General features: G+C 37.8%; 14 protein-coding genes and 1 pseudogene. 12 read left to right on the plus strand and 3 right to left on the minus strand.

Features of this window, described 5'->3' with window-relative positions; genetic code table 11:
• The first annotated feature begins 250 nt into the window (after nt 1-250).
• From J2S11_RS08170 to J2S11_RS08200, 7 genes are all read left to right on the plus strand, one after another.
• Nucleotides 251-829, plus strand: a complete 579-nt coding sequence (locus tag J2S11_RS08170; RefSeq protein WP_307393297.1) for a histidine phosphatase family protein — start codon at nt 251-253, stop codon at nt 827-829.
• Between the two features lie 185 nt (nt 830-1014).
• The gene (locus J2S11_RS08175) at nt 1015-1299 is read left to right on the plus strand and encodes a hypothetical protein (RefSeq protein WP_307393302.1); all 285 of its coding nucleotides are present in this window, start codon (nt 1015-1017) and stop codon (nt 1297-1299) included.
• Between the two features lie 23 nt (nt 1300-1322).
• Nucleotides 1323-1454 (plus strand): hypothetical protein, encoded by a 132-nt coding sequence (locus J2S11_RS08180; protein ID WP_307393304.1) that lies wholly within the window; start codon nt 1323-1325, stop codon nt 1452-1454.
• A 167-nt stretch (nt 1455-1621) separates the two neighbouring features.
• A complete protein-coding gene (locus J2S11_RS08185; RefSeq protein ID WP_307393307.1) occupies nt 1622-2011 on the plus strand; it encodes a GntR family transcriptional regulator in 390 nt (129 codons plus the stop codon).
• Nucleotides 1998-2894, plus strand: a complete 897-nt coding sequence (locus J2S11_RS08190; RefSeq protein WP_307393309.1) for an ABC transporter ATP-binding protein — start codon at nt 1998-2000, stop codon at nt 2892-2894. Before J2S11_RS08185 ends, J2S11_RS08190 begins: the two co-directional genes overlap by 14 nt.
• Nucleotides 2881-3597 (plus strand): hypothetical protein, encoded by a 717-nt coding sequence (locus J2S11_RS08195; protein ID WP_307393312.1) that lies wholly within the window; start codon nt 2881-2883, stop codon nt 3595-3597. The genes J2S11_RS08190 and J2S11_RS08195 overlap by 14 nt, the downstream gene beginning before the upstream one ends.
• Nucleotides 3598-3848: 251 nt before the next feature.
• Entirely contained in the window at nt 3849-4889 is a 1041-nt protein-coding gene (locus J2S11_RS08200) for an ABC transporter substrate-binding protein (RefSeq protein WP_307393315.1), read from the plus strand.
• 95 nt (nt 4890-4984) lie between these two features.
• Here the strand turns inward: J2S11_RS08200 and ppsA are convergent.
• The 3 genes and pseudogenes from ppsA to J2S11_RS08215 all read right to left on the minus strand — a co-directional run bounded on the left by ppsA (nt 4985) and on the right by J2S11_RS08215 (nt 10742).
• Nucleotides 4985-7587: pseudogene (gene ppsA / locus J2S11_RS08205) on the minus strand (phosphoenolpyruvate synthase).
• 265 nt (nt 7588-7852) lie between these two features.
• Entirely contained in the window at nt 7853-9601 is a 1749-nt protein-coding gene (locus J2S11_RS08210) for a B12-binding domain-containing radical SAM protein (RefSeq protein WP_307393317.1), read from the minus strand.
• A 109-nt stretch (nt 9602-9710) separates the two neighbouring features.
• Nucleotides 9711-10742, minus strand: a complete 1032-nt coding sequence (locus tag J2S11_RS08215) for a phosphotransferase (RefSeq protein ID WP_307393320.1) — start codon at nt 10740-10742, stop codon at nt 9711-9713.
• Between the two features lie 166 nt (nt 10743-10908).
• Between J2S11_RS08215 and J2S11_RS08220 the strand changes: the two genes are divergently transcribed.
• From J2S11_RS08220 to J2S11_RS08240, 5 genes are all read left to right on the plus strand, one after another.
• The gene (locus tag J2S11_RS08220; RefSeq protein ID WP_307393322.1) at nt 10909-12015 is read left to right on the plus strand and encodes a glycosyltransferase family 4 protein; all 1107 of its coding nucleotides are present in this window, start codon (nt 10909-10911) and stop codon (nt 12013-12015) included.
• A 68-nt stretch (nt 12016-12083) separates the two neighbouring features.
• Entirely contained in the window at nt 12084-12542 is a 459-nt protein-coding gene (locus J2S11_RS08225; RefSeq protein ID WP_307393325.1) for an NUDIX hydrolase, read from the plus strand.
• Between the two features lie 170 nt (nt 12543-12712).
• A complete protein-coding gene (def, locus tag J2S11_RS08230; RefSeq protein WP_307393327.1) occupies nt 12713-13222 on the plus strand; it encodes a peptide deformylase in 510 nt (169 codons plus the stop codon).
• A gap of 150 nt (nt 13223-13372) precedes the next feature.
• Nucleotides 13373-13948, plus strand: coding sequence for a histidine phosphatase family protein (locus tag J2S11_RS08235; protein WP_307393329.1), 576 nt, complete (start codon nt 13373-13375; stop codon nt 13946-13948).
• A gap of 56 nt (nt 13949-14004) precedes the next feature.
• Entirely contained in the window at nt 14005-14409 is a 405-nt protein-coding gene (locus tag J2S11_RS08240; protein ID WP_307393332.1) for a CoA-binding protein, read from the plus strand.
• Nucleotides 14410-14477 lie beyond the last annotated feature (68 nt).

The raw sequence follows: 14477 nt of genomic DNA on the forward strand, positions 1-14477 counted from the left end.
TTGTCTTGCCCCACTCATTTGTGACACCCTCTCCGTCTTCTTTCTTTTATTATCTACGTGTCTTTTATGAGTGTCCACTTTTTATTCTAACTGCACTTCCTATCTTATTTTCACTATTTCATGAACACCTAAACATGCCATCTAGTTAGGAATTTTTTGTATAGATACGACCATTTTTTTGTTGTGCAATTGACTGAAAGTCATGTTATGGTAAGAAGATGCTAGTCATGAATGGTGAGGTGATATAGGTATGAACACCGTATATGTGGTTCGACACGGTGAAACAGATTGGAACAAAGCAGGGAAATATCAAGGGATTGAAGATATAGAGCTGAATCAAGAAGGAGAGAAGCAAGCTCATCAATTAGGTCGGTCTTTAAAGGGAGAGCACTTTGATCTTATTGTTTCTAGTCATTTACAGCGAGCCTATAAAACGGCGTTAATTATTGGTGAATATGTCGGCATTCACAAAGTACAAGTGGTAGATGGGGTTCATGAGCGAGATTTTGGTGACGCTTCTGGATTAACCAAGGAGGAGCGCAAAGAGCGTTATCCAGATCAAGTGATTCCTGGCATGGAGCCATGGGAAACCTTTCAAGAACGGGTTGTACAGGGGCTTGTTAACGTTATGAATACGTATACCAATAAGAAAGTTATTATGGTTTCACATGGAGGCACAATTAACGCTATCTTACACAAGTTTTCAAACGGTGAGATTGGTACAGGAGTGACAAAGCTTAATAATACTTGTGTGAATATCCTTCATTTTAGTAACAATCAATGGCAGATAGAAAAGTTTAACTGTATTAAACACTTAGAAATAGGGTAGATACAAAGTAATAGAAGCCAAGGAACAAAGCAATAGAAGCAAAGAAACCAAACAAAAAAATAGTAAAAAATATTTCTCTTGAAAAATGAAATAAAAGCAGTATAATTGATCTAATTCAAGATTCTGAACATTCATTAGGAAGCTTAGCTAAGATAGTTAGCTTAACTAAGAAGGGAGGCGTACGTATGGATCTATATCTGCTGATAGAACATGACTTACTTGATCTGCTCTATACCTTCGTCTCAATGCTTAGCTTAAGCTTGTTATTTTACTATATCCATGTAAAGCTTGAGCTGAATAGATTAATAAGATCTTCACATTTAAATAAGGGTCGACTTATTAATAGAATTATTCAGCTGAGTGAGCTGGTTGTGTATTGGTTCCTTGATTGGCTGCATAAATTGAAGCCAAAGATTGCTCCAAGGCATGCTCTTTTCTGTAAATCGTTAATCAACGTAGAAAGACGATAATAATACAGAAAAGAGGAGATCATATGAAATGGGTTATTTATATTAGTGAAGGCTTCTTATTTTTAACACTTATGCCAATTCTAATCGTATTTTCAATTACTGTTGTTCGTTCATTATGTGAATACTTCGCAGACATGACTACATTTTCAAAGTAAATAAACCATAATTTTTCTGACCAAAATCCTTTTTGACTAAAGGGTTTTGGTCTTTTTAATGTAAAATTAAGTTCTTATGCTTGAAACCGATATTGACAATGTGACATTTTACTTATATGGTTAATTACAAAAGCAACTAACCAATTAAGTGATGGGGGAGGGAAGCTATGAAATATTCTCTTGATGAATCAAAGCCAATTTTTATTCAAATTGCGGAAGGTATTGAGGATGAAATTATAAATGGATCGCTTAAGGAAGGAGGGCAGGTCCCTTCAACTAATCAATTTGCTTCCTATTATCAAATCAACCCTGCTACAGCGGCTAAAGGAATTAACTTACTTGTAGAAGAGAAGATCATTTACAAGAAGAGAGGGATTGGAATGTTTGTTTCTGAGGGAGCAAAGGCAAAAGTTTTGGAAAAAAGAAAGGAGCAGTTTTTTGCGGATTATGTCCTAGCTATGCTTAAAGAAGCGCAGAAGCTGAATATTTCATCATATGAGCTAATCAAATGGATAGAATCCCACAAACAGGAGGGAAATGATCATGAAGGCAATTGAGTGTAGGGGATTAACAAAAAAGTATGGCACACAGACAGCTTTGGATGATCTCAGCTTTGTCATAGAGAAAAATAAATTTTATGGCTTGCTTGGACGAAACGGTGCGGGTAAGACTACTCTTCTTCACATCTTGAATGGTGAATTGTCACAGTCATCAGGAACTATTTTAGTTGATGGAGAAGCTCCCTATGAAAATAGAAATGCTCTGCAAAAGGTTTGCTTTATCAAGGAAGGTCAGAGCTTCAAAAAAGTTGCGAGGGTAGAAGACGTTTGCCTAGTGGCCTCAATCTTCTATCCGAATTGGGATCAGGATTTTGCGGAGGAGCTACTTGAAACGTTTAATTTAAATCTCAAAAAGTCTGTTAAAGAGCTATCTAAAGGAATGGAGTCGGCACTTGGTGTAACGGTTGGTTTAGCAAGTAGAGCACCGATCACGATATTTGACGAACCATATATTGGGATGGATGCCGTAGCTAGACAAAAGTTCTACGATTTACTCCTTGAGGAGTATACCGAGTGCCCACGAACATTTATTCTTTCCACTCATTTAATTGATGAGGTAAGTAAGCTGTTCGAGGAAGTGATTATGATTGATCAAGGCAAGCTATTGCTTCATAAAAATGTTGAGCAACTAAGGGAAGAGGCATTTTATTTAAGTGGAGAGATAAAAGCAGTGGAGAGCATTGGAGCAAATAAGAAAATCATTTCTAAGGAGATCTTTGGTCAATCAAATACATTAGGCGTTTATGGTCGTTTATCGGATGAGGAAAGAAAGAAAGCCATACAGCTTAATGTATCCATTGAACATATGCCATTACAAAAATTAATGATTTACTTAACATCGTTAAAGGAGAAGGAGAAACATAAGGATGCAAAACATTAAGGGAGTCATGACTTTACACTGGATAGATCTAAGAAAATCCTTAGTTATTTTTTGGTCTATTCTCATTCTTTTCACATTAGTAGCATTGCTTTTTACTCTAACAGTAGGAAATAGATCTATCATGATGAGCGGAAATATTGCTGCTTACGTATACCTAGGTATTACAGGTTTTATTAGTATTAGAGAGATTTTTTCTTATGCACTCGGTTTTGGAAGCACAAGGAAAAATTATATGATTGGGACGTTCTATACGTTTACAATCCTTGCTTTCTTTATGACTATCCTTCAATCCATCTACCATCACTTTGGGGAATGGCTTTTCGGATTTTTTGGTGTAGCTCCTTCTGTAGAAGAAAGAAAAAGTATATTTTTATCCATGTATTCATTTGTTGAAGGAGATACTTCGTTTCTTTTAATCTTTCTTCTAGATTTTTTTCTTGCTTTGCTTATTCTTATTGTTGGTCATTTTATAGGAAGCTTGTTATTCCGTTTTGGAAGCTTTATTACGTTAAGTTTAATAGGACTTATTGTAGTTTCTGCTATTACTCCAGGAGTGAATAGTATATGGGTAAATATGTTTGAATACTTATTTTTGTCTAACCCTAACTGGATTGTTCATTTGAATATATTGGTACCTCTTATTAGCTTAATCCTATTGTTAATCAACTGGGGCTTTATGAGAAGCTGCCCGACCCATAAATAATAATCATTAGTAATATACAATTATATCTATGTAAAACGAGATTGAATCTATAAGTCATGATATATAGACTCTCACTAAAAAGTAGGGGTGATTTAAATCAGTTACCCCTGTAATGACTAGTGGGGGTTTTTATTTTGCTTTTAAAAGCTATATTGACAGGGAAGAACCTTTTTGATACATTTTAATTGATAATGATTATCATTATTACATATTGTTGATTTTCACATGTTAACATGAATAGGGGAGAGAACATGGTTAAATTTTTGAAAGAAAGAAAAGCAGTCACTATTTCGTTATGTATAACTTTAATCATGCTACTTTTGGTAGCTTGTGGCTCTAACGAAGAGGAGAATCTTCAAGAAACGAATGCTCCTTCGAATATGGTAACGCCAGGGAATTCTAGTGAAACAGAAGAGTCGGAGGAAGGAGCGAGTGATGAGCCTGGAAAATCTGGATTTCGTAGCTTTGATACGATAAAAGGGGCTGTTGATATTCCTGAGAACCCTTTACGAATCGTAACCGATTACTATGGTGGTGAGTTATTATCTGTAGGAGCTAACGTCATAGGAGTTGAGTCCAGTACGTTTAAAAATCCTTTTTTAAAGGATCTCCTTGTGAATATTGAAGATGTTGGTGTACCGATTAATGTAGAGAAAACCTTAGAGCTTGAGCCTGACTTAATTGTTGTGATGTATGATGATCATTATGAGGAGTTAAGCAAAATTGCACCAACCCTACACATCCCTTATGGGACCACGACAAACATCTATGAAACGGTTGAGTTTTTTGGAGAGCTTGTAGGGAGTCCAGAAATCGCACAGGCGTTTATCGATGATTTTAATCAGGTGGCCGCTGAAGGGAGAGACAAATTGCAAGGTATTATCCCTGAGGATGCTACGTTTGGTCTTTATGAGCTAACGGATATGGGGGATCTATGGATCTTTGGAGATAATGCTGGAAGAGGTGGTCAAGCGGTATACAATGGACTCCAATATTCCATGCCACACCAACATACTGATGGGGAGCAAACACTGCAGCTTTCAATGGAGGTCCTTCCTGAGTATGCCGCAGATTATATGTTTCTGACAGCGTATGATCCTGAAAATAAAGGTGAAGCCTTGGAAGAGCTACAGGCTTCAATGGTGTGGAGCGGGCTGGATGCCATTCAAAATAATACATTGTTCATCAATGATTTTGATACGTTCTATCGTTATGATCCTATAGCAATAAAGGGACAAATCGATCTAATCGTCAACATGCTAATAGCTCGACATGAGGAGAACAAAAACTAAAGAGAGTGTTTTGCAAATCCCCCCCGAAAAAAGGGGGATAAGGAGTACTCTACTAAAATTCCTCTAAAGTACTCCTTGCATAAGATATTCAGAAATTACAATATTTCTATATACCCTTCTGTTCCATGCACGCGAATTCGTTGTCCATCTTTTATCAGTTTGGTAGCATGGTCCACTCCGACAACTGCTGGTAGGCCATATTCACGTGCTATTACTGCTCCATGAGTCATCAGTCCACCAACTTCGGTGACTAGGCCTTTTATGGACACAAATAATGGTGTCCAGCCAGGGTCTGTAAAGGAGGTAACTAATATATCTCCCTCTTCTAGATCGGCTTCTTCCATATTTAAGATAACACGTGCTCGTCCCTCTATCACCCCGGATGAAACAGGTAAGCCTACAATCGCTTCGGCTGGAAGGTTTTCTCGTTTGTACTTACCCGTAATGATTTCACCATCAGAGGTGATAACACGTGGGGGAGTTAGTTTTTCATATAATTTGTACTCGTCTTTACGTTTGCTGATGATCTGGTAATCAACTTTATTTGTGATCACAACTTCGCGAAGTTCTTCAAAAGTGAGATAATATATATCTTCTTTTTCATGAATAACGTTTGCTTGTACTAGTTGTTCGGCTTCTTTCAATAAAGCTTGCTTATAAACGAAGTAGCGATTAATCATGCCATATTTGGGATATTCACGATAACCGATGAAATTCCGGATTAGGTCTATCATTCGTTTTGTTTCTTTGGCTTTTTGTTTTCCATCTGGTAATTTCTTTAATCTATCTAATATCTCTTGTTCTTTTTTCAGAGCTTCCTGTCGCCCTTGTTCAAATTTGCGATTGCCTGAGCCAGGCTCAGATTCTTTTATGTGATTGAGAATCATTGGAACAAGAGTAGTTGGTTTTTCACGCCAACGAGTTTTCGTTATATCGATTTCTCCAGCACATCTCATGCCATACTTGTTGAGATAAGCTATTATGGCGTCTTGGGTTTCCTGTCCACCCTCAAACTTAACCAGTTCATCTAAAAAGTTATCATCCCTTACATGCTGTAAATAATGAATTACTTCTGGATAAGGACGAATCACATCTGCAACATCCAACAGATCCAGACCCATTTCCGAAGTAATATTGTTGGGTACAGATTGAGAAAGCGTGTCTGCTACATTTTTCTCACCTAACCATTTGTTCATTTTTTCATTGATCCATGTAGAAGCATCCATGGCAGCTATAATCACACCCAAGCTTTGTGGATCAAATAAAATCTTTGTTAATTGCTGGATATCTTCTAGAATAAAATCAAATAAATCTGATCGTGATTTCGTTTGAATGTTATGTTTTAACTCTTCTATTGATGTTTGACTACTCTTGATCAAATCAGAAATGATTGTCGGATCGTGGTCGATTTGTGCTTGAAAACCTGAAGAAGGCATACCGTTGCTGCTTTTTTGGGAACTTTATCATTTGGTAACACTTTTATAAAATCCCCACGCTCTATAATGGTCATCAGAGCGTCTTTTATGAGAGGATCGGATTCACCCATGGTATTTAATATAATATCTCTTTCGGATGAAGACAATTGATTTGTTACATCAACAAACAACCTTCCTCCAGCTTTATGCATTGGTGCAGGAGTCGTAAGCAGGAAAAAAGACAATCCCAATGGTTTCATGGGCTCGGTCATCATTTGTTGATGACTGACAGAGACATAGACGTGATTTTCTTGATCATTTGCTTCAGGGATAGGGTATAAAGTAGTGATAGGCCGACTCTGGACAATATAAAATGTATCATCAGCCAAACACCATTCAATATCTTGTGGGCTACCAAAATAAGCTTCGATCTGCCTTCCTATGCGTGCTAGTTGTAAGATTTGTTGTTCGGTAAGTGTTTGAGACTTTTGTTGAGTAGGATCAATCCGCACGGTCTCAGTTCCGCCTTCTTTTCGTCCAAAGATAGCCAATTTCTTGGTTGCTATCCTCTTATCGACAATTTTATCTTTCAGTACTGTATAACAATCGGCAGAGACCAAGCCTGATACCAGTGCTTCTCCAAGTCCAAAACTAGCATCGATTGATAGCAACTTTCGGTTAGAAGTAATCGGATCAGCTGTAAATAAGATCCCTGATACCTGTGGGAAAACCATCTTTTGAACGATTACGGATAAAAAAACTTGGATGTGGTCAAATCCATTTTGCTTTCGGTAGATTACCGCACGGTCGGTAAATAGTGAAGCCCAACATTTTCTGATATGCTGCAAGATGTCCTCTTTTCCGATGACGTTTAAATAGGTGTCATGTTGACCAGCAAAAGAGGCATGTGGTAAATCTTCCGCAGTTGCACTAGAACGAATGGCATAAGCACATTCTTCGCCATACTGGGAGAGATAATGAGTAACTGCTTTCACAATATCGGAAGGAATTTCTACTTCCATAATGATGTTTCGAATCTTTCTGCTGATATCACCAATTTGATCTCGATCCTCTACTTTTAGCAGTGTTAGTTGATCCAGCAATGTTTGCAACATTTCGTTCTGTTTCATGACTTTTTGATATCCCACTGTTGTAACACAAAATCCTTCTGGTACTTGTATTCCTTCAATTTTTGATAGTTCTCCTATATTCAACCCTTTTCCGCCAACGAGCAAAAGCTGAGTGTTTTCCATTTCATGAAACCCTAGCACCAAAGAACTCATTCTACATCTCTCCTCACCAGTAATGTCTATCAATTTTAGCAGCAGCCAATAGGAATAAACAGTCTATATTTACTATTTTTGATGTGCTATAATTTAATTAGGAAGAGGCTATACTCTACTGTTAGTAAGTTGTATCATTTGGCCAAAGAATTGTTACTGTTTCGTATTTCATCGTTAATCCTAAAGTTTTATTGTGAGAATAAAACCCCTACATCATACTAAGTCAATCAGTATGTTGTAGGGGCTTTTATTTCGTAACTTTTCGCTAGATCATTTGAGAAGAAGTAAAAGGAAGAGCTTTTGTCTCTGTAGGATCAAAGTACACAAACAGGTAGGTAGGCTTTCTTAGTACAACTCCTGTATCAAAATAGGTGTCGAGATCAAAGACGACTCGATCCAGCATCACATGCTTATGCAGCTCCTGCTCACGTAAACCTAATTGAGCAAATGATTCTGAGATAAGGGTAGGGGATTCACTTACAGCGTGCAGAAGCTTAGCTCTCTCACTCTTGTCTAAGCTACTATTCCACCAAACTTTTCTAGGCTTATACTTATGGTGAATAAAGAAATCATATTTCATCAATGATTCAATAATCTCTATATCTTGAACGGACTGCTCCACTAAAAACTGATGCAGTCTTTGGAATAAGTCTTCCAGTTGGTGCCCGATTTTTGACCAGCCTTGTTCCTCCCAATACGTTCCAAATTGCTGAAAGAAATCAAAAGGGGTTGGAAAAGTATATGAAGTCAGATACTTGATCGTTTGATCCATTCGATGAGCGTTCCAATATTTCTCTAGAATATCTTCTACCTGCTTAATTCGTACCATGTCGGAAAAAGAAAGAACGTTATTAGATAAAATTTCGTACGGTGCATGATCCATAAATACATAATCATGCTTTTCAGCCTGCAAGCGTACACCAGTTCCTCGTAGCATTTTTAAAAAGCCTAATTGTAGCTCCTCTGGCTCTAGATCATAGACATCGTTAAACGTCTTTTTAAAGGAATCATAGTCTTCCTCTGGTAATCCAGCAATGAGATCAAGATGCTGAGTAATTTTTTTTCCTTCGCGAACAAGCGTCACGGTTCTGGAAAGCTTAGAGAAGTTCTGCTTTCTCTTAACCAGTTCGTTTGTAAAGTCATTCGTGGATTGAACACCAATTTCAAAGCGGAAAATCCCTTCAGGTGCATGTTCATTCAGAAATTCAATGACCTCAGGTCGCATAATATCTGCCGTAATTTCAAATTGAAACACACAGCCCTGATGATGATCAATGAGGAACTGAAACATTTCTAACGCATAGTCCCGTTTGATATTGAATGTGCGATCGACAAATTTAATGAGCTTTGCACCATTAGCTATTAGAAAAAGGATTTCCTTTTTCATTTGCTCGATATCAAAGTAGCGAACTCCAACCTCTATGGAAGAGAGACAGAACTGACAGCTAAAGGGACAGCCACGGCTTGTCTCAATATAAACAATCCTTTTGGATAAATCTTCTAAATCCTCATTAAAACGAAAAGGAGAAGGGAGGGTTGTTAGGTCAAGCTTTGGTCTTGGGGGATTAACAATCGTTTCACCTGTACGAGAACGATACGCTAATCCAAATACAAGATGATATTTTTGCTCACCCTGAAGCTCGGCTAGTAGGTGCTTAAACGTTTCCTCACCCTCCCCAACGACGATAAAATCAATATCATTGGTGCGTTCCATCCAATAGGACACATCATAAGAAACCTCAGGACCTCCTAAGATGATCTTAACCTGAGGTAAAACTTTTTTTAGCATACTGATAATCGGTAGCGTTTGTTCAATATTCCATATATAACAGCTGAATCCAATCACATCTGGTTTTAAAGAATATAGATCTGAAACAATGTTCATAACTGGATCTTTAATGGTGTATTCCTTCATTTGTATAGGAAATTCTGGCTCTGCATAGCTTTTCAGATAACGAAGAGCAAGACAGGTATGAATATATTTTGCGTTTAGCGTACTTACAACAACGTTCATGGCTTGTTTCCCTCAATTCTAAAATGGCTTATGGAGAAAATTATAAGCATAATAGAACGTTCTTGCAAACAAGTGATCTTTTTCTATTAGGATATTCAAGCTTCTTCCACTAGCGTAGTCTTCTAGTTGGCTTTAGTTTTTCCCCGTACTGATCCAAACGACTTAGGAAGTCTCCCATTTTCCTTTCAACACCTAGTGCGCGTTTGTATTGCTTAAGTAGCTTTCTTTTTTGATGAGCTGTTTTTGGCCATTTTTTAAAAAGAAGCTCTATTGTTCGAGGAAATCTAAGCCAAACCTTAGCCAATTCAAGATCTATTGGCTTTAATTTTACAACGGAATGGTAACCATTCAAAATAGCTTCAGCAATAGCGAAGTTCCAGCCGTAGTCCTTACAACTATTATAGATGACTCGATACAGATCGTATGCTGGTAGATCTAAACGTAACGTTTCAAAATCAATTAAGTAAACCTGAGAGGAAGTAAATATAAAGTTAGATGGACCGCCATCTCCATGACAAACCTGCGTGTATGGTTTTCTGCATTCTTCTTGATATGGACTAGAGGCAAGCAAAGCAGAAGACTGTGTGGCATACTGTAATATTTCAGCTTGATTTTTGTTAAAAAAGTGAGCAAGGCCACTTTTCTTTTCATGCTGGATAGCTGATTTGATTTTCTGAGCAAGCAGCTGTTTTTTACCTTCTAGCTCTCCCGTCCACGTTTGTAGCTTGTTTACGGATTTTTCAGCTTCAGGTTTTATAGATTTACCCGCCAAATGAAAGTGAGCAAGAGTTTCACCACACCGCTTCATATCTTCCAATGATAGTGGATTTGGCCAGCGTCCTTTTATCCACGGCATTAACGCATAAGGTGGACTTTTTGGATCTAATCTGACAAATAGCTTTTTCCCATAGGATTTTTGAGCATTACGCCAAGCTAGATTTCCAAACCCTTCCTGTCTGATTTGTTGCAGAACAGAATCGATCCAACGCAGTCTTTTTATTGGATATGAGATTTTCTTTAAGCAAAGTCTCTGCCCGTTTTTTAGTTCAACCTGATGGACACCTTTGTACGTGGAGGTTGATCTTTTAACTTTTATTCCAAATTCTTTAGCTAAAAGCTTTACTTTCTTTTTCTCCTTCATCCTACTTCAGCTCCTTCAAGACAGTTTATGATCTGCCTGTTGAAGGGTTCTTCTTCCTTAAAATTTTGGTCCATACATTTCTCGTTAAAGTAGGTATTTACTAAGTTCAAAAAGGGTTTGTCTTACATAAGTTAACTACATACTTATGTTTCAAGGGGGTAGCTTTATGAAAGTGAATAAGACAGTATGGGTCATGTCGAATGAATATGCCCCACAAATCATTGGAGGCTTAGGAACGGTAACGACACAGCTAACAAGAGCATTAGATAAAGAGAAAGTAAAAATCGTTGTATTAACATCTGGTCAATCATTTGATCAATTGCTTGAGCAGGATCAAAGTACTCCACTGTATAGATTTCCTTATACTCAGGCGTACTATAATAGTAAAAAACGTTTTTTTAAAGTCGATCCTGTTGTAAAATATATGGAACAGTCTGGAGTGAACCTACCTACTTTGATTCATATCCACAGTATGGAGTTTGTCGAGATCGCTTTGTATTATAAAAGAAAGTACAACTGTCCAATTGTGTATAGCTGTCACTCTTTAATTGATAGAGACACAAAAAGATACTCTCTTGTTTTACAGAAAAAAATGCTTAGACAAGCCAGTTGCATTGTAGTTCCTAGTATTTGGCAAAAGAATGATCTTGGAAGGAGATATCCCTTCGCAAAAAAGAGAACAAAGGTTGTTAGACACGGTGTAAATCTAGTACAGGCTTCATCAACCGCATCTCATTCAAAGCTACTTTTTGTTGGACGAGTGGTTCCAAATAAAGGTGTAGAGGAGTTAATTAGAGCGATTAGTATTTTGAAGAAAAGAAACAGGAATGTACAATTAGATATTATTGGAAAGGGTTCTGTAAATTACATGAAACGCTTGCATCAAATAGCTCGCCGTTATAAGGTTTCTGCTAACGTAAATACACGGGGTTTTTACCCTCCTGATCAGATTCAGACACTCATTACTCAATATGGGGCCATGGTTATGCCAAGCAAAACAGAATCCTTTGGATTAGTTGCTCTAGAAGCGATGGCAAGTCAGGTACCGTTAGTATCTACTCGTTCTGGAGGCTTAAAGGACTTTGTGAGATCAACAAGAGCTCAGATTATTCCAAACGTTAACAGCAAGTCTATCGCAAAAGCCATTCAAAACATGTGGAGTAAACCGAATCTCACGGCCAAACGAGTTAAGCATGCATACAACTATGCTCAGAGGAATAGCTGGTCACAAATAGCGAAAAGCTATATGGAGATTTTCAACCGCTTACAATAACAGGTTGGAGGTAGCTTTTCTTCGGTCATAGGGAGTAAAAACAGATAAAGTGAGGTGAAGTATGGGGTATGGGTTATGTTGAAGCTTTAAGAAAGCTTGTTGGGCACAGGCCATTAATTTTTGTTGGTGCCGTCGTTATTATAGTGGACGAGCAAGGTAGACTGTTGCTCCAGCAGAGGAGAGTTCCCTACGGTAAATGGGGCCTCCCTGGTGGTTTAATGGAGCTAGGTGAATCAACAGAGGAAACGGCTCGTCGTGAAGTGTTTGAAGAAACCAATCTAAAGGTAGGAAAGCTTCATTTAATCAACGTCTATTCTGGTGCAAATCAGTTTATTAAAGCGGAAAACGGGGATGAGTTTTACGTTGTTACGATAGCGTACTATACGAATGAGGTTCATGGTGAGCTTATTGCGGATAAGGAGGAAGCTATTCAATTTAGATATGTTACGCCAGAAGAAATTCCTGATGATATGGTGAAAAGTCATAGACGGATGCTTAATGATTTCTTTAAAATGAAAAACACATAGGGAGTAAGCTTTCAATGTGTAAATGTCGAAAATTGGAGTAAAATCACTTAATCCATGTACCTCCCTGTTTTTAGTCTGCAATCTTCTGTATAATAAAAGCAGCGGGACTTCACCACACGAAGATGACCTACATATAGTAGTAATCATCAAGGGTAAAGGTGGGATTGGAAGTGGCTGTTAAAGAGATTGTTTTGCTAGGAGAGCCTATTTTGAGAAGGGTGTGTCAGCCAATCTCAGAGTTTGGAGGTAACGAGCTTCAGCTACTAAATGATTTGACTGATACTCTGTATGCTGAACCAGGTCGGGCAGGACTTGCTGCTCCTCAAATTGGAATAGCAATACGTATGGCTGTCTTAGATTGTGATGGTGAGCTTATCGAGCTCATTAATCCTGTTTTATTATCTTCTTCAGGTGAGCAGGTTGGCTATGAAGCATGCTTATCTATTCCTGAAGTGTTTGGTCAGGTAACAAGAGCTCACTCAGTAAAGGTTCAAACTTTAACACGAACAGGGAAAGAAGTGGTTATTGAGAGGCAGGGCTTTACAGCCGTTTGTATTCTGCATGAGTTAGATCATTTAGATGGAAAACTGTTTTTGGATCATGTTGAACAGGGTTATTTGTTTCATGAGTTGACTGGTGAAGAGTTAGATGTACAAGAGTGGATTAGGCGTTCTAAGTAAAAAGCTTTATACATCTGTTAGATATTTTGCAAGAATGGGTATACCATTAATAGGGCGTAGGATAGACAATAATATTGGTATTGATTTAGAAAATGGATAGTAAGAAGACGGATGCATAAAGCTCTATATAAAAATAAAGGGGAGTTTAGCATGTCAAATAGGAAACTAATTTTAGTTAAACATGCCTTGCCAATTATTGATGAAGAGAAAGCGTCTGGGGAATGGCATTTATCTGATGAAGGAAAAGAGAAATGCAGGGATTTAGCTAAGCTTTTAAAGGATGTACATACTCATTCTATTTATTCGAGCTATGTGCCTAAAGCGAAGGAAACGGCAGAAGGTATAGCGGAGGTTTTGGGCTGTAATGTTGTAGCTCATGAGAATTTGCATGAGCATTCAAGAAATGAAGTGAATTTTATGCCTCGTGGCGTTTTCATAGATACAATGATGAAATTCTTTCAGTATCCTCATGCCTTAATTTTCGGAGAGGAAACGGCAAATGAAGCGAAAAATCGCTTTACTCAAGCTGTGAAAGAAATTGTTTATCAGACACCACAGGAGGATGACATTGTGATTGTGGCTCATGGAACGGTGAACACGTTGTTTGTATCTGAGTTTAATGAGATTAATCAATTTGAGTTTTGGAATACGCTGGATTTACCGTCTTATGTCGTTTTAGATGCAAATAGCTTTAAATTGGTTGAGCTTGTTGAACAAGTTGGCTAAGGGCTATAAATAAATATATTCTACTCATACTATGATTGTAGAAAGGAGAATGTAAGATGGCTCAATTAAATCAAGAAGAAATTAAACAATTGCTTAAAGACGCAAAAAGAATTGCTGTGGTTGGACTATCAGACAAGCCTCATCGTACAAGCTATAAAATTGCTGAGTATTTACAGCAGCAGGGATATACGATTGTTCCTGTAAATCCTACGGTAGCAGAGGTCCTTGGTGAAAAAGCGTATCCATCCATCCTTGATATCGAAGGAGATATTGACATTGTAAACGTGTTTCGTAGAAGCGAGGAAACGGTAGAGCCAGCAAAGCAAGCAGCTGAAAAAGGAGCTAAAGCTCTTTGGCTACAGTTAGGAATTGAAAACGAAGAAGCTTATCAAATCGCCTCAGAGGCAGGCTTACAGGTTGTTATGAATCGTTGTATTCTTGTAGAGCATCAGAAAGGCTAAGAGTTCAATCTTAGCCTGCTAGAAGAGGGCTTACTCAAGCTTTATTGAGTAAGCCCTCTTAAACTGAT

The sequence above is a fragment of the Bacillus horti genome (genome assembly GCF_030813115.1).
Classification (GTDB): Bacteria; Bacillota; Bacilli; order Caldalkalibacillales; family JCM-10596; genus Bacillus_CH; species Bacillus_CH horti.